The sequence below is a fragment of the Treponema phagedenis genome (assembly GCF_008153345.1).
Lineage (GTDB): Bacteria > Spirochaetota > Spirochaetia > Treponematales > Treponemataceae > Treponema > Treponema phagedenis.
In genome coordinates, this window is sequence record NZ_CP042818.1 from 3,038,539 (window position 1) to 3,057,050 (window position 18,512).

Below are 18,512 nucleotides of genomic sequence, written 5' to 3' on the forward strand. Positions count from 1 at the left end.
AAAGCTTTGCAAGCTGTTTTGCTTTAAAACATCGTTTGGAGTTTAGCAACGGTGGGTAATTTACCATACTGATGCTTAAATCCGGTTTTGCCGTCCGTGTTTGCTTCGATTACGATAATGGCAAGTTAGTTGCAAAGAGCTACACTAATCTCATGCGCTGATTTTTATCATATTTTGGGGAGGCTCCGAGTAATTTTTCAAGCTTTTCAAACCAATTATCTGCGCATTGGCTCGGCAAGCCTGTCACGGATGTAAAAATCGGTATGCAGTACACAAAAAGAATGCAATTTGTTTTATCAGTTGTCTGCTAGGCAGGTGCCAACATTTTTTGCGGCAAGAATCATGGGATCGTCCATGGGCACCGGTTTTATTTTATCGGCAACATCGGCTAACGGAACGCTTACAATTTTATTGTTTTGCAGGGCAACCATTTTTCCGTAATCTTCGCGGGCGGCCATATCGGCTGCGGCGGTACCGAATTCAGTTGCTAAAAGTCGATCATTTGCGCAAGGGATACCGCCTCGTTGCAAATACCCCAGAACGGTTACACGCGGTTCAAGCCCGGTGCTCGCTTCAATTTCACGGGCAATTTGATAGCTTATTGATCCGGTCATTTTACTCCTTATTTTTTTCAGTGTTTTCTTGTCGTAATCTTTCTCCGTTATGGAAATTGCCCCTTCGGCGACCACGACAATAGAAAATTCTTTTCCGCCGGCAGCGCGTTTTTTTAAATGTTCCGCAATACATGAAATATCGTAGGGAATTTCGGGAATGATAATAACATCGCCGCCGCCCGCAACGCCGGAATACAGGGTAAGCCATCCTGCTTTGTGCCCCATCACTTCGATAATCATTACTCTATTATGACTTGTGGCAGTAGAGTGCAGGCGATCAATCGCATTTGTTGCAACATCGAGGGCGGTATAAAAACCGAAAGTAATGTCGGTACATACAATATCGTTATCAATAGTTTTAGGCATTCCGATAATGCGTAAGCCTTCTTGGGCAAGCAAGTGAGCGGTGGTATGCGTACCGTTTCCGCCAAGCACGATGAGTCCATCGAGACGCAGGTTTTTATAATTCTTTTTTATTTTATCAACCGCACCGAATCCGGAATCAGCTTTCCAGTCTTTATCTTTAAAGGGCTTTTCCCGTGATGTGCCGAGTATTGTTCCTCCGCGCGCAAGAATGCCGGAAAGCTCATTTGCGGTTAAAATGCGGTGTTGATTTTCAATCAAACCCTTGTAGCCTTTTTCAATACCGATTACCGTCATATCGTAGCGGTTTATCAATGTACGGGAAACGGCACGTATTCCGGCATTCAAACCCGGAGCATCTCCTCCTGAAGTTAAAATACCGATTCTTTGTTTTGCAGACATACTCACCCTCTTTTATGCATAAATGAATAAAAGAATAACAGGCTTTACAAGCTTTTTCAATATCTATATTTATGCTATACTGCCGTTTATGAAGCGGATTATAGGTTTTTTGTATTGTGTAATATTTTCTTCTTTACTTTTTTCTCAACAACCCTTTCTTGCCGGAACCGAAGAGGGGTTATATAAACTTACTCCTTACGCAGCGTTTCCTCTTTTAAAAGAGGTTGCAATAAAAAAAATTATTGCTCTTGATGATAGCTGGCTTTTTCTTACTTCAAAGGGAGTTATGAAATCAGCCGATTTAAAAACTTTTTCATTTGTAAACACAGGATTGCCGGTAAAAATTATAAAAACTATTTCCAATGCTAAAAAAGAATTTGTTTCCGTGCCGCAGCCTCTGAAAGATTTGGAGGTGCATCCCGATAACCCGAGTATTTTTGTGACGGCCACAAATACCGCGGTCTTTTTAACAAGAGACGGGGGAAAAACGTGGAAAGACTTAGGCTGTAATTCAAACCGCAACGGTGTGAAAGCTGTAGCAGTATTAGATCTCCCAGATACCAAAGGAATCCCGCAATTAACGGTACTCGTTTCGCATGCATTAAACGGTGTTGCATGGATGCAGCCTGATAAAACTTCGCTTTGGACGGACATCAGTGACGGACTCACAATGGGGCCGGAATCGCCCGAAGAAGTTTCGGATATTACCGTAAGAAAAGCCGCCGGAGAGGTGGAAGTGTTTGCAAGTCATACTTTTGTGCCGAAGATTATGAAACTTAACTGGCAGAAAAAGCAGTTTATCGAAATAAAAGAGTGGACAGGAGAATTGCAGGGATCTCATTGTATTGACGGACTTTCTTCCACAGTTGCATCGTTGGTTGGCTGCAAAAACGGCGGTTTATTTGAGGTTCCGCTTATTATGCCGCGACCATTTAATTTACAGCAAATAGAGTTTGCATTACAAAGGCTTTTAACAAAACCGCTTTGTGCATGGGTACCAAAACATATTTCTAAAACAGGGTCTCCGCTAAGCCTTTCGGAGCTTTGGCTCTTGCATGATACAAAAGAATTCCCTTACACCGGGTACCGCGCACAAGCGGATGGGAAAAAAGGATTATATATTCCGGCACATCAAATTCGTGATTCCAAAATGCGGCAATCGTTTTTTACTATAATAGAAAATAACAAACTCAATACGATTGTATATGATGTAAAAGATGAGTACGGTTTTGTCCGATACGATTCGCAAGATTCGCTTGTAAAAAGCGTTGATGCGGTTCGGCCTTTCACCGACATTGATAATTTTATTGCAGAAGCAAAGGCACGCGGAATTTATCTTGTTGCGCGTATTGTAACCTTTAAGGATAAAAACCTATATCGATGGAATAATTTCGAGCTTGCGGTAAAAGATGCTTCGGGGAAGCCTTGGCAAGGGTATACATTTGTAGGTGACAAAAAAGAAGATATCCAAGAACATTGGGTAGATCCGTATAACGAAAAAGTCTGGCAATACGCCATTGCGATTGCAAAAGAAGCGGTTGCGCGCGGCTTTGATGAAATCCAGTTTGACTATATTCGCTTTCCGACTGACGGAGATAATTTACGCCTTGCACGTTATCCCGCACAGGAAAAAGGTATGGATAAGGAAAGCGCGCTAATGTCTTTTCTCGCCTATGCAAGAGAAGAAATCAAGGCTCCTATTTCCATTGATATTTACGGAGCAAACGGTTGGTACAGAACCGGAGCGCGCACCGGACAGGAAGTTGAACTGCTTGCGGACTATGTTGATGTTATTTGCCCAATGTTTTATCCCAGTCATTTTGCGCAAAGCTTTTTGGCCTATGCACCTGCGCAAGAGCGTCCTTATAGAATTTACTATTACGGCTCATACCGAAACAGGATTATTGCTCGCAATAGTGTTGTCGTCCGTCCGTGGGCACAAGCTTTTTATATTCCTGTGTCGTATGACAGAAAATACTATAATGAAGATTATGTACAACGACAAATTCTCGGAATTAAAGATTCAATAAATAGCGGCTATGTGTATTGGAATAATTCGGGCAGATACTCGGATATCCGTCCGGACGGCTCTGATTTAATTAAACGATAGAAAGCACTTGTTTTACAAAAAAAGCATTTTACGTATTATAAGCAGAGCATTGAACTCACACATAAATGATTGAATCGGCAAGTATACGAGCTTCATCTTTATCATGGGTAACATAAATTGCGGTATATCCGATTGTTTGTTGGTGTGCGCGTAACTCTTTTTGTAATTTTATTCGCAAATCCGTATCAAGGGCGGAAAGCGGCTCATCAAATAGAATAATTTCCGGGTTTACCGCAAGGCTTCGCGCTAAGGCAACCCGCTGTTTTTCTCCACCCGAAAGCGTATCAATTTTACGCTTTTCCATTCCTTGCAACTTGAATAACTCAATCCAATGAGCACTCGCTGCTGCCGCCTCTTTTTTTGAAAGCCCCTGAAATTTAAGCCCGTAGGTAATATTTCCTTGTACGGTAAGATGAGGAAAAAGCGCATAATCCTGAAAAACCATACCGATTTTCCGTTTTGAGGGAGGAAACTCGGTAATATCTTTCCCTTCTAAAAAAACGGTTCCCGAGTCCGGAGGTAAAAGTCCTGAAATCATTTTGAGTATCGTAGATTTTCCGCAACCGGAAGGGCCAAGCAGCGCAAGTGCCGAACCTTTTTGTAATCCGAACGATATACTGATTGTTTTTTCGCCCCAACACTTTGACAGGTTTGATACGACTAAAAAATCTGCATTCATTATGCACCTCGCTTTCGTTGTGAAAGAATAAAAATAAATCCGGTTAAGATTGCCAGAACGACCGCCACGGCGGAGCTTTCCGCAAATCGGTATGAACCTGAAAATCTGAATAAAAGCAGGGAAAGGTTATCAAAATCAGGAATACTTAACACAAGCGGCAACGATGCATCTCCGGCGCTAACAGCAAAAACAAAGGCAAAAGCGGTTAACAGGCCGCTTTTGCAAAGCGGTAAACTCACGTACAAAAAGGCTTCGATTTTATTGCCGGATAAAAGAAGCGCCGCGTGAAAACAGGTTTCGGGTATTCGTGCATACGATGTTTGAATTTGTGTCCATGCAAAAGGCCATGCAAGAGCTGTTTGAGCAAGAATTAAAACTATCACCGAAGGCGCCGTGTGCAAAATAGTCCAGCCGAGACCGAACATAAGCGATGAAACTGCAAAAGGTAAAAATGGAAAAATCGTTTTTATTTTTTGCACCCGTTCAGACTCGATATTCTGTGTAATAAAAATAAAAAAGACAGCAGTAATAAGCGCAAGCGATGCGGTACATGCTCCGACTATAATTGTATTAAAAAAAGCTCGCCAAAAAAGAGTCGATGTGATAAGTTTTTGCCACGCTCGTACTGTAAACACTCTAATTCCCTGCATATACACGTGATTGGTATCTAAGATCGAATGGATCATAATGGAAAAAAGCGGCGCCAGTAAAAAAAAGAAAATAATGCTCATAACGAGAAAAAAGAATGCTTTTTCCGCAGTACCTGAAATTGCAAGTCTCTCACGTTTCTCTTTTATACGAATGTTTTTTGCAGAGAGAGATTTTTGCACGGTTACCGTTAAAAATAAGATACACAACGCGGTAAGCGTTTCAATAATTCCGATAAAGCCAGCCTGTTTTAGGTTAAATCCGACGCGCGCCGCTTGATACAACTCAACCTCCAGGGTAGCGGTACCTATTCCGCCGAACATAAGAACGAGGATAAAGCTGAAAAAACAGTATAAAAAAATCATTAAAAATGAAAAGGCAATTGCACTGTATAATGCGGGAAGCGTAATGGTAAAAAATATGCTCAGTCTGTTTGCTCCGAGCAGTAAAGCTGCCTGCTCCTCTTCTTCGGGGAGATTTGCCCACACTTTTGCAATTGTAGACATTGCAATCGGAAAATTATAAAAAGCTTGCGCAATAATGAGTCCTGTTTTTGAGTACAAAAAACCAAAGGGCGGTTTTGAGCAAGAAAAAATTTGCATACAAAGCGTATTTGCAAAACCGTTGCGTCCAAAAAAAAGAATAAACGCAAGAGCAATAATCATCGGCGGAATGCTTAACGGAATAGCGGAAAGCCCGAGAAGCAGGTTTCTGCCAAAAAATTGCCGCCTTGCACAAAAAAATGCGGTAGCGATGCCAATCGGAATTGCCAGCACTGCTGAACAAAAGGCTTGTAAAACCGTAAACCTGAAAACTCGTCCGATAAAAGAATAATTTATGGGGGCTGAATGATACAGCGCATATGCTTTTTGAGGCAAAAAGGAGAGAATAAAAGCTGCCGCAGATGGTACAAAGAAGGAGATGCAGGTAAGCAGAAAAATGCCTGCGGCAGCAAGGAGAATAAATATATGAAAAAGTTTTTTTTTAGCTATATTCATTAAAAACGCAAATTTTAGCGTGTTAAAATTTCAATAATCGGTTGCACAATTTCTTCCGCTTCCTTAGCAGAAAGTGTAAGTGCTTTTTTAGGCAATGGAATTGCTTTAAACGATTCGGGCAGCTGCACTTCCTGCGAGCAGGGGAACATCCACTGTGTTTCGGGAAGCACTTCTTGCGCCTCTTTAGAAAGCATAAAATCTATAAACGCTTTTGCGCCTTGGGGATTAGCAGCTCCTTTTACTAAACCTAAACCTTCAATTTGCATTATATGTCCTTCGGGAAAAATCAAAGCCTTAAAACGATCTGTTTTATCGGCGGCAACATGATATGCCATGCTTGTTGTATAACTTATTGCCATAGCCGCTTCTCCCGAAGTGAATAGGCTATATCCTGCGCTCCAACCGGGTGTCATTGTAATAATAGAAGATTTTAACTGCTCCCAGAATGTGAGGTAGCTTTCACCGAAAGCGGCTTTTGTCCACACTGCAAAACCAAGTCCTGGGGTGCTTGTGCGCGGATCCATAATAACCAGCGTTTTTTCATACTCGGGTCTTGTCAAATCAGATAAACTATTCGGTGCACTAACCTTCGCCTTAGTATCGTACATAATGGAAAAAAAACCGTAATCATAGGGGCTAAGCAACCAGTCTTCCTCAAAAACGTATTCTTTCGGAATAACCGTATCGGAAACATTCGGATGGTAGGGTTCAAGAATATCAGCAGCACGAGCCTTGTTTGCAAGGTAATTATCAATGCCGATGAGTACATCCGCTTTTGGATTGTCTTTTTCGAGGATTGCGCGGGCTAATACATCGCCACTGTCTTTGAGGGTAACGTATTTGACCGTATAGCCTGTTTTTGCTTTGAACCGCTTGGCAATTTCAGGGCCTGCGCCCCATTCAGCCGTAAATGAATCGTATGCATATACGGTAACTGTTTTGCTCCCTGTTTCAATGGAGCCTCCCGCAAAAGCGGGTAAAATCAATAACACTGAAAACAATAATGAAAGGATGGATACATAGAGTTTTTTCATAACTTCCTCCGCCAGTATTATCCGGATCAGGTTTTAAGTTTTCCATACGGAAAACTTTCGGGTATTATCTCAGCACAAGATAAACACTTGGCACCCCGGTACCGGTACTATAATCAGATTTATATTTTTATGCAAGAGTTGAAAGGTCAGTTAAAACTCGCAATGGTTTAACACTGATGGGCTCGCTGACGAATTTTCGGAGCGGAAGAGACAGAATGTCGGGAACGGCAGTAGTATAACGTTTTGCAATTAACGTACTGTAATACTAATCGAAGTATCAACAGGAGTCTTGTGAATTTCATCATCACTATGGTAAATTGCCCACCGTTGCGCCGTGTCGAACTCTTTTTTATAAAATTTTTTACGATTCGTATTATTAAAAAGTCTTGCGCGTGTCGTGCCAATCAAGTGAATAATATTGCTTTTTTTGGTATAATTTGACTCTCATAAAAAATTTATAAGGGGAAACTATGAGACAAAAGCTTACTTTATGTATCGTGCTGCTTTTTGCCGCCTTTTCTGTTTTTGCAAAAGGAGCGAAAGACGCTGATAAAACCGTAAAAGTTGTCGTGCCGAAAGATGCGCGTGTGTTTTGCATGGCGAATATGATAAGCGAAAATCGTGCACTCTGTTTACCGACCGAGTACGTGTTGCTGAAATCATCTGAGCTTATACAGGCGCATGTTATCGCGGAAGAAGCGGATATTGCGCTGCTTCCTCCACACATTGCGGCTCTTTTGTACACAAAAGGAGTCCAAATTCAGGTGGCGGGTTCAATAAGTATGAGGCAGCTTTACGGTATTACAACGGAAAATATTACCGGTTTGCATGAGCTGAAAGGAAAAACCATTGCAGCAGTCGACCAAGGCAGTATTGATGATATAATTTTGCGGTCAATTTTGAAAGAGTCCGGATTAGAGCCCGATAAAGATGTATTTTTCAATTACATTGAACCGGAAGAAGAGTTGGCTTCCATGTTTATAAACGGAAAAATTTCTATTGCTATTGTAAGTGAACCGGAGCTCAGTGTGATTACGTGCAAGAAAAAAAATGCTGCGCTATTTTTAGATGTGCAGGAAGAATGGCGTAATACAGTCGGCGAAAACGCTTTGTATCCGCAACTTTCTTTAGTAATCAGCAAAAAACTTTTAAAAAAGCATCCGAAATATATAGCAGCTTTTGTCAAAGCTCTGGAAGAATCTATCGCATGGGCGCAAAACAATCCAAAAAAAGCAGGAGAAAAAACGGCAGCGCTTACCGACTTCTCTTCCGCAGCTCTTTTAACGCAGGCAATTCCTCGCATGAACCTTGAGTGGAGCCCAATCAAAGAGAATCTTTCCGCAATCAAAACATACTTCCGCATTTTAGCGGAAGCAAATGCCCGGCTTATCGGCGGGAAGCTTCCCGATGAAGCGTTTTATTTTCTATCAAAATAACCCAAAACAGCCAAGCAAACTTGCCTTGCGTTAATCGGTAAGCTTGAAGGTTTTATTCAAAATACCGATTTTCCCTTTGAGTCCGGTAGTGGTTTTTATGGTATCATCATCAAAAATAAAAACCGCCTCGACTTCGGGAAAATCTTTAAGCAATTCTATGCTTTTTTTATACCCAAGCACAAAACAAGCGGTAGAAAGCGCATCCGCATCGGTTGAGTTTTTTGCAAAAATTGAAACCGACACCAGATTTGTTTTTACCGGATATCCCGTTTTCGGATCGATGATATGATGATACCTGACTCCGTTTTTCTCAAAAAATCGTTCATAGCTGCCGGAAGTAACCACAGAAGTATCCCTAACTTCCGCTGATACTACAGGAAATTCATTATGTAGATGCGGATTGCGTAAACCGACCTTCCACGGCTCTCCTTTAGACTTTTCTCCAAGTGCAAAAATATTTCCGCCTAAATCAATAATCGCAGTGTTGATATCGCGTTGTTTTAATATTTTTATAATTTCGTCCGCAGCGAACCCTTTTGCAATTGCTCCAAGATCAAGCATCATGCCGGACTCTTTTAAAAACACCGTATTTTTATTAAACTCTATGTTTTTATAATTGGCAAGCGAAAGCCTGTTTTTGATTTCATCATCTGCCGGAACATTTGCCGTATCAAAGCCGATATTCCACAGTTTTACGATTGCTCCGATTGCAGGATCAAAGGCGCCATTTGTTTTTTCTGCAAAAAACACTGCTGTTTGCAAAAGACTTATTAACTCATGCGATACAGTTACCGGCTTTATCCCTGCGTGCGTATTCACAAGCATGAGTTCAGAGTTTTCGGCATTTGCACTCAAAATTTCTTCCAGTTTTTGAAGCCGGGTAAAAATGGAATCCAAGGTTTTTTCAGCTTCTTTTTTCGGAAGTTTCGTATAGATTCGTATCTGGCAAAGAGTTCCTATTACAAAACCCGCACGCGCATACTCCTTATATGGAGCTGCCCCGCAGCAGATTAACAGAAAAGAAAAGAGAAGAAAAGCATATTTTACGAGATTTTTCATACGCTGACTAAAATACCGTAAAAAAAGGCTTTATACAAGAGAAGGTAAATTTATTTCAGTTGATCGGTTTTGAGCAGCCAATGATAAAACTCCGAGCCCGAAACTTTTCCGCCAGGATTAAAATTTCTGCCGTCAACAAGCGGAATAATATCCTCTTCAACCGAGCCGAGAATGGCATCAAAAAACGGGCTTTCAAAGGGTAAATCGGGAATAGGACTTGTTTGCCGCTTTTCATAAATTCTGCTGTAGCGGTTTAAATTGCGAGTATCGTTTCCGTTTAAAAAATGCCATAAAAAGAGAGCGGCATCTTTTCTTGTGGTGTTTTGTGAAAAATCAATTTCCGGCGCATACCAGCCTGCCTGTTGCAAACGTTCCGCAAGCACAGTTACTTTCCAGCGCGCAGTACCGGTAATATAATGCAACCCGCTGCTATTCTCCTGTGTTATAGCAGTCATCCCCAAAAGAGAAAGTTCAGTTGCTTCAAGGTAACTTTCCGAGCCGGTATAATCTTTAGTAAATCTCCTCCCGAGACAAAAATCTCTTTTTTCTTTGTATAAATTGGTGTATTGTTTAGGTAAAAAAGGCAGCGATGCATCAAAAGCCACCAAAGCATCAACATATTCTTTTAAATGATAATAAGTATCGCCAAGCTCGGCGCGAAGTCGATATGCCGTTGCATCTTTTTCGGTTAAGTTTTCAAGGTAGTTTTTTTTCTCAGAGAGGTTGCGAAGTGCGCGCGCGGTAACAAGCTGTACATATTCATCATAAGGGTCATTAGATGTTGCAAGACGCAATTTTTTTATTGCGGCAGATCGCTCATTCTTTAGCAATAATAAATCGGCATACAGTGCATAACTGCGCGCAATAAACGGTGCATCGGATGAAGGAATCGAAATAATTTTGTCTAAATCTCTTTGAATTGCTGCAAGAGATGCCTTGTTTTTTTCTATTCTTTGAGCAGTAAGTTCTTCTTCTATCTTTGATAACTCCACAACAGAAAAGTCTTTTTTATCGGTTGTGTATAAAACATCCTGTTGCAGAGAAGCGCATCCTGTTAATACGGCAACAAACAATAAAAATATAACATTTTCTTTTTTCATAATTTACCCCAATGCGTGTTTTATTAGTATTTATTATAAAATAGCTCAAAAAGAAAGTATTTGCACATATTTTCAGTATTTTTCAAGTATACTTTATCGGAAAAATCAATGCAAGGGAGCGCATTGCCTCACATTAAATCTAACTGAAATAAAAACGGTTCATCACATAAAAATCTAACCTAAATATAATAGCCTTGCGAGGCTAAACTATGGGATTGGATATGAGAATAAAAAAGATACTTTTGGAAGAAACGGCAAAACGTTATTGTTGGGCATCAAAAAAAGAAAAGACAAAAATTATTGATGAGTTCACTGCAACGACCGGCTACAATAGAAAGTACGCAATTTATGTGCTTAAAAATAAAGCCGTGTTGCATACGAGTGTTTTCAACAATGTAAAAAAACTTTCGGTTAAAATAATCAATAAGCCTCGAAAAAAAAGAACGGTTAATTTCGGCAAGGAGATATCTTGCCTCATTAACCGGTCGAGTTTTGAAAAGCTTATCAGCCACTGTGCTTTTCAAAACATCGCATTATTAAAGTGCCGTTTCTCGTTGTACTTGCGAAACGGCGGAATTCATCAAACCTCACAAACTGATGTTTGTTCGCTTGCTGAATTTATAGGAATGTATGAACCGTATTATGGCGATGATGTCAGACATGAGGTGATTCGGCTTTGGGAGTATTCGACTTGGCTTTGTTCAAAGCGATTGGTCGTTTTTATTCGTGATAATCTTCCTATAAAATCGACACTTGAGCAATTATCAAATTGCGAAAAATGTCGATTTCCGCACTTTTGTAACGAAGTGAAAAAGTGCATTTAAAAAATAAGTTTTGCATTACTGTTTATCAAGCAAAACTTGAGTGGTTTATGAGCCTGCTATTTTGCAGGCGAAATTAACCGTTGCATACTTTGCCGAGCAGTTTTCGTATTCAGATGAACTGAAAATGAAATTGGGTAAAATCTCCAGTGCAACAATCGGAAGATTCTTAAAGCCTGAAATTGCAAAATGCTCTGTCAAAGGCATCTCGACGACACGACCGGCAAAAAACCTCAATCAGCTTATCCCGATACGCACTTTTTTCGACTGGGATGAACGAAAACCCGGATTTTTAGAGCAAAAACCGGAACGCCCAAAAACTTAAACAGAGAGGTTAAGTAAATTCAAGGGTGGTATATTCTACTATTTAACTTCTTAAAGAAAAAACATAGATAAGCTATTATTAAATTTATTGTATTCCAATTTCCGTAAAATATTTATAAATTCCATTATAATAACTTGGATTCATTGTTTTATCTGAGGCCTCGCCCTTTGGCAGAAAAATTATAAAGCCCTGTCTCGCACGAGTAAGTAATACACGATATGCATTTTTTAAATTCGGTATAACTAGATAACAGCTAACTATTTATTTTCACGTGTTGTTGGACTTTGCAGAAAATTATTATCATCTGCTGACAACTCCCAAGTTAAAGGGGTAATTAAAGGGATACCGCCTAATGTTATATAAGGGTAATTTTCATATACAAAGAAATTGACAGATGTCTTTTGACCGTTATTCCTCTTGTGAGTGAAAACATACTTAAAACTTATTTTGGCATCTTTGGGGAGATCACGATATAATATGGTTGAATTATCTTCATCAATATTTTCGGTACTATTTCCCACTAATTCGGCAAAATAAACTATATCTTTTTCTGATGTGAATTCTGCTATTTTATTATCACTAGAATCGTACACAGTTACAATGTCACCATCGTTATTTGAATTGGTGCAAGCAGAAAGACAAATTACGACAAAAAAATACAACAAAAAGCTAAAAAATTTGAAGGATTTTATCATTTTTATACTCTCTTTTATTATAGCATAATATTTTTAAAATGTCAAGGTTGTTGCATTTATCTGTCTTTAATCTGTGATAATTTCACCCCTATAAGTTTTCAATGAATATTTCGCCCCTATATTTTACCGAGGTGAAATTATTGACTTATTACATTACACTGGAGGAATGAAATTATTTATGAGCATTGATCAAATTACACGAGGACATGTTATCGCCAACTGCTTAGAGGGGAGATGTACGGTACAACAGGCTGCGCTTCGATTAAACCTTTCACGAAGACGCGTACAGCAATTAAAAAAGGCGTTCAAAGAAAAGGGTTTAGCAGCAATGCTGCATGGCAACAGTCAGCGTCCCTCTGCAAAGAAGACCTCGAAAGAAATTGAGCAGCGATTACTTGCGCTGCGAAGCGATCCCGCATTGTCAAATTGCAGCTGTCATATTCGACTCTGCGCCGTATTCTGTTATCACATGGAATTTATTCACCAAAGAAAAGACGAACACGAAAGAAGGTGCATAAAACGCGCAATAGAAGAGCTTGCTTCGGAGAGCTGTTGCAAGTGGACGCAACTCCGTTTCCTTGGTTCGGCGGGAAAGAAAAATCCGCATTACATGCTTTTATTGATGATGCACGCGGAATGATTACCGGTCTTTATTTATGCAAAAACGAGTGCCTGCTCGGATATTTAGAAGTTCTGCGGCAGACACTCGAAAATTACGGACTCCCTGCCGCTCTTTATCCGGATAAGTGTAGCGTTTTTTTTGTTAATGCAAAAAAACAGTTATCCATTGAGGAGCAATTACAAGGAACCAAGGAACAAGTAACACAATTCGGCAAAATTATCAAGTACTTAGGAATCGATATGTTCCCGGCTCATTCATCACAAGCAAAAGGACGTGTTGAGCGATTATGGCAAACATTACAAAGCCGACTCCCTGTTGAATTTGCACGACGCCACATCACAACCATAGAGCAAGCAAATCAATTCTTAAAAGAGTATATCGGTATTTTCAACAAACAGTTTGGTGTTTCGGCCTGCGATTCATATTCAATGTTTGTACCGACGCCAAAAACACTCGATCTTGATAAACTGTTGTCATCGGTTATTACGCGCAAGCTTTCAAGCGGTTCTACCATCTCAATCAAAAACCATTTGTTTAAAATTGAGCAGAATAAATTCGGCGCAGGCACAACGGTAAATGTATTGATTTCACAAAAACATGGTATACGCGCTTTAATACATGATGAATTCTATCCGATTGTACCGCTCGATGATATATACCGAACCGATACGGTTGGACGAACCGGAGACCTGCCTCAAGTAGTTATTGACTTGATTTATGAATTCTTACTTAAAGATGCAAAAGCAGGATAACTCGATGTGTTAAGGGGTGCAATTTTCATTGCAAAATTAACCCCCTTTAGGGGTGAAATATTCACTGGTTATTGACAGGTTGTTGCATTTATCATACATTACGTTTGGACGAATTAGTAATTATTTACTTGCGATAATTTTTTATTTTATGAGAATGCTCATCCAAGAGTTTCCTTGAATATTTTTTTTCATTTTTTGAATCTTTAACTTCTTTCCAAAGAATAGAAGCCACTTTCAACTTATTAGAATAGTCGGCACTGCATTCATCTGAACAAAAATCTTTCAAAAGAACATTTAATTTCGGCAAGGAAATATCTTGCCTCATTAAATGGTCGAGTTTTGAAAAGCTTGTCAGCCACTGTGCTTTTCAAAACATCGCTTATTTTTCTGTGTGCTCATCGCACACGGAAATCAGCAACTCTAAAAGTTGATACTTTTTTAGTTGCTGATTTTTAAAGAACGGATAGACAAAAAGGTTATAAAAAAATATGATACAGCAAAGACTCCGTACAGCCGGTTGCTTGAATCTCCTGATGTGCCGGAGAAAGAAAAAGCGGAACTGCGGCGGCGAAAGGCAGCTTTGGATTTATCGGAACTGCTCGTAAAAGTCACGGAACTACAAAAAGCACTTATTGCTACTGCAGTTCCGTGGCGAAACAAAAAGTAATTTCGGTTAGGTTTTTACTTGAGGAACAGCGAAATTACGGTTAGGTTTTTACTTGAGGAAATACGGGGAGAGATTCACGACAAGAGCTAAGAAGATTTTTATTCTTTCCTTTGCAGTAAAAATAATCTTTTTTTTAAGTGTTTCGTGAAGAATTAGATTGATAATGCTTGTGCTAAACTGCCGAACGGGTCTAAACTCATTGCGTAGCGCTTAGCTTTCACCTGAATATTTTTGCCGTGGATATGTTCTACCCGTTTAAGAATTGCAAGTGCCCATTTGCGAATAATGTTTTGGTTCGTTGCGGCATTCTTGTCTATCGTGGTGTTCGCATCTTCTTTGAACGTAACATCCAAATGCCAATGCATACTTTCTATCGCCCAATGTCCGCGCACCGCTTTCATAAATAAGTCGATATGAGCAGCTAAAGAGCTTATATAATACCGCCGCTCAACGGTTGTTTTTTCTCCTTTTGTGATAGTAGTTTCTACCATGCCGATACTTTTTATGCCTTCCCACTTGCTCTTATTTGAAAGCCATGTAATGTCATCTGTTATGTAGTATTTTCTTGTTTCAAATTGTCCGTGTGCTTTTTCAGATGTACTTCGGTAATTTTCGCACGCTGTAAGGTTTTCTCTTATCTCGTCAATACGAAAATAGTCACAGATATCATCGTAGAGCGTTTTTTGGTTCTCCTTTACCGCAAGAACATAATCGGCTTTGCACTCTTTTTTATAAAACACGCATGGTTTGCGTTCCGATGGCGTCGATAGTGATAATCTGATTTTTTATGTTGATTTTTTGCAATAATTCAGGAATTGCTGTAATTTCATTTGATTTTTCATCAGTAAGCATTTGTCCGAGTGTGTAGCCGTCTTCATTGCAATAGGCGCTGACGATGTGCGCGGGTTTTTCATTTCCTCTTTTATTCGTGCCGAGGGTTTAATATCTCATTTTTTGAAGCATCATAAAAAGGATATTAAACCCGAGTGCAACCTCCTTATGAGAACAACAACCTTGCCTAAGTGCGCAGGTTGTTGATTTCCCTTTATGGTTTTATCCTTGGTTTATTGGCATTAATCATTGCCCAAAAAGCGGTATCGGAAAAAGTTGAAACACACCTCGTCGATAAAGCAAAAGATACTGCGTTGATTATTAATGGCAGAATAGATGGTTTTTTCCAATTTCTTGAAAGTCTTGCCCGCTCACCGGTTTTAACCTCACCTTCTGTGCAGCTCGTGGAAAAAACAAAATACTTAAACGCACAACTTTCCTTCAATAAAACATTGCTGCAGCTAAACTTTTATGACCTTTCCGGTATTCGTTCCACGAATGACGGTAAACAAATAAATGTCAGTGATCGAAATTGGTTTCAATCCGCTGCACAAGGAAAAGCCTTTGTGTCAGTGTCATTTTACATGAGATTTGGCAAAACTGTTACCTTTCGAGCAAATCCATATATAGCGTATGTTTATTAAAAAATAAGCAAAAAGCCATATATATAGTGTTTATCAGTGATAAAGTGTGCTTTTAGGAAAAGGTATGATTTTACACGAGGTTTGGCAAAAATTGATGAAAAATGCCCAAAAAGGGCTGTTTTTAGCCGTTTCTGTTACCTTAAATCTTTTTATTTTTTGGTTTTGAAAAATCGGGAAAATTTTTAAGAAAATCCGCTTAAAAAGTAGTAAAAAACCAGATATCCGGGGCTGTTTTTTATGATGTTGTAAAAGTTATTCACAGCTTGTGGATAACCATCGTTTTACAGGGCTTTTTATTCGGATTTTTACGCCGTTTTAATACCCATTAAACCGCTTTTTTTGATTGCCCTTTTATCGCGGTTTCCAGTCTGTTTTTTGCGATATTAAAATAATTATCGTCAATTTCCATGCCGATAAATCGGCGGTTTGTATTCAGGCACGCAATGCCGGTTGTGCCGGAACCCATAAACGAATCCAATACGACATCGCCTTCATCGGTGCTGTCAAAAATAAATTTTTCCATTAGTTCTATCGGTTTTTGCGTCGGGTGTATTTTTTCGCCGTTTGTTTTTCTCGCTCCGATATTAAACGAGGCTACATCATCAATTATATTTGTTATGTAGGACTTTTTAATTTTTCCGGAAAACATAATAAGTTCATGACCTGAACCGTAAACATTTAGAGACGGCCGACCGTGTTTTTTCCAGACTAATAAATTTTTAACCTGTATAACAGAATCAAGAAGCGGATAATAAAAAGCATAGCTGCGCCAATCGCAAAAGAAATATATACAGCCGTCAGGCTTTAAAATGCGCTTATATTCTTTAAAAAGCTTTTCATAAAAAGGCTTACAAATAGCTAAATCATTAAAGCAACCCTTTTGGCTATTGTGAGTCATGCCTAAAAAATACGGCGGATCAGTAATTATTGACTGTATGCTTTCATCCGGAATTTTCGGCAAAAAGTCTAAACAGTCGCCATGCAGTAGTTCGATATTTTCGGTTAATTTCATTTTTTTTACCTTCCTTTTTTACATAATTTTTAAATTATACTGAATTAAACGATGTAATTTTGTAATACAGATAAATGCAAAAAAAAATAAAAAATCTTTCAAACAAACTGCTTGAAAGCTTTTTATATTGAGAAGATAATATGTTTTTAAATTTAAACTTATTTTTTATTTTCCGGTTCCGGTATGGGGCTGTCATCAACAATATCGAAAAAAACCTTTGGGTATAAATAGTCTTCTCCGGAATCGTCGACTATACGATAATATTTTCCCTCTATTGCAAATACCTCATAAGCTTCTTTATCTTGAAACCAAATATCTTTTTTATTTTTATTTACTACCTTCATGTATCACCTTTATAATTCGTTTTTGTTTAATCTCAACCTTTCCAATGTTTTTACATTGGTACCAGTGTATTTCAGCACGATATTCATCACCGTCTTCATTCACAAGTATCGCCGTACCTCTCACCTTATACCAATCTTTTGCTTTTGTAAAGCTCCCGTTTTGATGTTTATATGTTTTTATAAGTCTGTTTACATCTCTTATTTCTTTCCCTTCCGCAATTACTTTTATACTTTTTACATAAGTGCCCTGTTTGATAAAAGTATCAAAATCATATGCGTCATATTCAGGATTATATACGGTTTTTTGATGTTTAATATACCACCGTCGTTCCATTGCTCCAACCGATTTAGGAGTAGTTTTAAACGGTGTGTTTTCTATATCTTCTTTTGTAAGAATATAATCTTGTACACCGATTTCCTTTGCCTGCTCTTCAACCTCTTCTTGTATGCCGTACTCTTCTATCCGTTTTTCCATTGATTCAATTAAACGCCACCAATCGCCATTTTCGATTGGATTTCCGCCGAAGCCTTCTTGCGGCATAAAGTCTTTTTTTATTTCGTCTATTGACGGTTCTACGATGTTGGTGCCTGCTCCCGCTTCATAATCGTATACGGCGCGGATTGTGGTGCGGCAGTTAAAATGGTATGGCGGGAATCCGTAGACCGTCCAAAACGGGTGATCGGCCTTGAGTGCTTTCCCGTTGCCTGCAATGCTTGCGATGTTGTTGCATATGTCGGTTGTTCTTCCGTCTTGGATGACTAAGAGCTCCCACGCACGAGGCGGATTACTTGCGTATTGAGTGAGGCGGCCTGCGGTATAAGCGGTCTGCACATTGGTGCGATAAACTGTTTCCCAATAGCCGGGTAAAAAAGGCTTTCTAATATTTTTGGTAAAGCTTTCTATTTCTTCCCATGACTCCTGCCATCCTTCGCCTTTTTCGAGAGCTTGAATTAATCGCTTACGCACATCTTCGATATGGTCGCATTCGCTCAGGCGTGCAACCGTAAAGGCTCTAAAGCGGAACTTCGGCTCCAATGCATCCCAAACTTGTTTTTCAATTGATACTTTGCTTTTTAAAAAACCAATCGCTTCTTCAAACGGGAGCGGGTCAACGGCGGAAGTATAAGAAACATTATCGGCAAGGTTTACGTCTTTTTTTTGCAGCGTAATTCCTGCATGATTAAAGCCTAAAAGAAAAGCACCCGCAATTATTTTTTCGGTGAGCTTGATAAGCTCCGCTGAGCTTTCAGGATACGAGATATTTTTTACAAGCTTTTTTAATTCGTTTTTCTCAAGCGTTTTATCAATGTTGAAAACATCTTTTAACGCTTGTTTTAACGTTTTAGAAATGCACT

20 protein-coding genes and 1 pseudogene are annotated in these 18,512 nt (G+C 39.3%); 7 read left to right on the plus strand and 14 right to left on the minus strand.

Annotated elements, in window-relative coordinates; genetic code table 11:
* Positions 1–296: 296 nt before the first annotated feature.
* Positions 297–1,379, minus strand: coding sequence for a 6-phosphofructokinase (locus tag FUT79_RS13320; protein ID WP_044634523.1), 1,083 nt, complete (start codon positions 1,377–1,379; stop codon positions 297–299).
* 88 nt (positions 1,380–1,467) lie between these two features.
* On the opposite strand from FUT79_RS13320, the gene FUT79_RS13325 reads away from it, so the two are divergent.
* Complete coding sequence (locus FUT79_RS13325; protein WP_244951146.1) at positions 1,468–3,489, plus strand: putative glycoside hydrolase; 2,022 nt, start codon at positions 1,468–1,470, stop codon at positions 3,487–3,489.
* Between the two features lie 55 nt (positions 3,490–3,544).
* Here the strand turns inward: FUT79_RS13325 and FUT79_RS13330 are convergent, their stop codons facing one another.
* Genes FUT79_RS13330 through FUT79_RS13340 form a run of 3 tightly spaced genes read right to left on the minus strand, consistent with a single transcriptional unit; the run spans position 3,545 to position 6,848 of the window.
* The gene (locus FUT79_RS13330) at positions 3,545–4,168 is read right to left on the minus strand and encodes an ABC transporter ATP-binding protein (protein ID WP_024753023.1); all 624 of its coding nucleotides are present in this window, start codon (positions 4,166–4,168) and stop codon (positions 3,545–3,547) included.
* On the minus strand, positions 4,168–5,814 hold the full coding sequence (locus FUT79_RS13335; protein WP_024753022.1) for an ABC transporter permease: 1,647 nt from the start codon (positions 5,812–5,814) through the stop codon (positions 4,168–4,170). Before FUT79_RS13335 ends, FUT79_RS13330 begins: the two co-directional genes overlap by 1 nt.
* A 14-nt stretch (positions 5,815–5,828) precedes the next feature.
* Positions 5,829–6,848: a thiamine ABC transporter substrate-binding protein gene (locus FUT79_RS13340; RefSeq protein ID WP_148889729.1), complete on the minus strand. Its 1,020-nt coding sequence runs from the start codon at positions 6,846–6,848 to the stop codon at positions 5,829–5,831.
* A gap of 470 nt (positions 6,849–7,318) precedes the next feature.
* On the opposite strand from FUT79_RS13340, the gene FUT79_RS13345 reads away from it, so the two are divergent.
* The gene (locus tag FUT79_RS13345; protein ID WP_002699538.1) at positions 7,319–8,284 is read left to right on the plus strand and encodes an ABC transporter substrate-binding protein; all 966 of its coding nucleotides are present in this window, start codon (positions 7,319–7,321) and stop codon (positions 8,282–8,284) included.
* A gap of 30 nt (positions 8,285–8,314) precedes the next feature.
* Here the strand turns inward: FUT79_RS13345 and FUT79_RS13350 are convergent, their stop codons facing one another.
* Positions 8,315–9,343: an FAD:protein FMN transferase gene (locus FUT79_RS13350; protein ID WP_148889730.1), complete on the minus strand. Its 1,029-nt coding sequence runs from the start codon at positions 9,341–9,343 to the stop codon at positions 8,315–8,317.
* Between the two features lie 50 nt (positions 9,344–9,393).
* A complete protein-coding gene (locus tag FUT79_RS13355; RefSeq protein WP_024753018.1) occupies positions 9,394–10,443 on the minus strand; it encodes a hypothetical protein in 1,050 nt (349 codons plus the stop codon).
* A gap of 209 nt (positions 10,444–10,652) precedes the next feature.
* Here FUT79_RS13355 and FUT79_RS13360 point away from each other — a divergent pair, with 209 nt between their 5' ends.
* Both FUT79_RS13360 and FUT79_RS13365 read left to right on the plus strand, forming a co-directional pair.
* The gene (locus tag FUT79_RS13360; RefSeq protein ID WP_024753017.1) at positions 10,653–11,267 is read left to right on the plus strand and encodes a hypothetical protein; all 615 of its coding nucleotides are present in this window, start codon (positions 10,653–10,655) and stop codon (positions 11,265–11,267) included.
* 61 nt (positions 11,268–11,328) lie between these two features.
* The gene (locus FUT79_RS13365; protein ID WP_218137406.1) at positions 11,329–11,589 is read left to right on the plus strand and encodes an integrase; all 261 of its coding nucleotides are present in this window, start codon (positions 11,329–11,331) and stop codon (positions 11,587–11,589) included.
* An 84-nt stretch (positions 11,590–11,673) separates the two neighbouring features.
* Here the strand turns inward: FUT79_RS13365 and FUT79_RS15935 are convergent, their stop codons facing one another.
* Complete coding sequence (locus FUT79_RS15935) at positions 11,674–11,850, minus strand: DNA/RNA helicase domain-containing protein (protein ID WP_148879397.1); 177 nt, start codon at positions 11,848–11,850, stop codon at positions 11,674–11,676.
* Entirely contained in the window at positions 11,847–12,182 is a 336-nt protein-coding gene (locus FUT79_RS13375; protein ID WP_148884455.1) for a hypothetical protein, read from the minus strand. Before FUT79_RS13375 ends, FUT79_RS15935 begins: the two co-directional genes overlap by 4 nt.
* 280 nt (positions 12,183–12,462) lie before the next feature.
* On the opposite strand from FUT79_RS13375, the pseudogene FUT79_RS15640 reads away from it, so the two are divergent.
* Together FUT79_RS15640 and FUT79_RS13385 are read left to right on the plus strand one after the other, a co-directional pair.
* A pseudogene (locus FUT79_RS15640) lies at positions 12,463–12,660 on the plus strand (helix-turn-helix domain-containing protein); the annotation flags it as partial.
* Between the two features lie 50 nt (positions 12,661–12,710).
* Positions 12,711–13,658 (plus strand): ISNCY family transposase, encoded by a 948-nt coding sequence (locus tag FUT79_RS13385; protein ID WP_244951099.1) that lies wholly within the window; start codon positions 12,711–12,713, stop codon positions 13,656–13,658.
* A gap of 124 nt (positions 13,659–13,782) precedes the next feature.
* On the opposite strand, the gene FUT79_RS13390 is transcribed toward FUT79_RS13385, so the two are convergent.
* From FUT79_RS13390 to FUT79_RS15790, 3 genes are all read right to left on the minus strand, one after another.
* Positions 13,783–13,983 (minus strand): hypothetical protein, encoded by a 201-nt coding sequence (locus FUT79_RS13390; RefSeq protein ID WP_002696721.1) that lies wholly within the window; start codon positions 13,981–13,983, stop codon positions 13,783–13,785.
* 494 nt (positions 13,984–14,477) lie between these two features.
* Positions 14,478–15,065: an ISAs1 family transposase gene (locus FUT79_RS13400; protein WP_174897244.1), complete on the minus strand. Its 588-nt coding sequence runs from the start codon at positions 15,063–15,065 to the stop codon at positions 14,478–14,480.
* Positions 15,055–15,177 carry a transposase gene (locus FUT79_RS15790; RefSeq protein ID WP_148878579.1) on the minus strand — a complete coding sequence of 41 codons (123 nt, stop codon included), beginning with the start codon at positions 15,175–15,177 and terminating at the stop codon, positions 15,055–15,057. Before FUT79_RS15790 ends, FUT79_RS13400 begins: the two co-directional genes overlap by 11 nt.
* A gap of 182 nt (positions 15,178–15,359) precedes the next feature.
* Between FUT79_RS15790 and FUT79_RS13410 the strand changes: the two genes are divergently transcribed.
* The gene (locus tag FUT79_RS13410; protein ID WP_244951100.1) at positions 15,360–15,800 is read left to right on the plus strand and encodes a hypothetical protein; all 441 of its coding nucleotides are present in this window, start codon (positions 15,360–15,362) and stop codon (positions 15,798–15,800) included.
* A 325-nt stretch (positions 15,801–16,125) separates the two neighbouring features.
* Here the strand turns inward: FUT79_RS13410 and FUT79_RS13415 are convergent, their stop codons facing one another.
* From FUT79_RS13415 to FUT79_RS15195, 3 genes are all read right to left on the minus strand, one after another.
* A complete protein-coding gene (locus FUT79_RS13415) occupies positions 16,126–16,812 on the minus strand; it encodes a DNA-methyltransferase (protein ID WP_148889277.1) in 687 nt (228 codons plus the stop codon).
* A 158-nt stretch (positions 16,813–16,970) separates the two neighbouring features.
* Positions 16,971–17,156 carry a hypothetical protein gene (locus tag FUT79_RS13420; RefSeq protein WP_024751770.1) on the minus strand — a complete coding sequence of 62 codons (186 nt, stop codon included), beginning with the start codon at positions 17,154–17,156 and terminating at the stop codon, positions 16,971–16,973.
* Positions 17,140–18,192 (minus strand): phage head morphogenesis protein, encoded by a 1,053-nt coding sequence (locus tag FUT79_RS15195; RefSeq protein ID WP_244951101.1) that lies wholly within the window; start codon positions 18,190–18,192, stop codon positions 17,140–17,142. The genes FUT79_RS13420 and FUT79_RS15195 overlap by 17 nt, the downstream gene beginning before the upstream one ends.
* Positions 18,193–18,512: the final 320 nt, after the last annotated feature.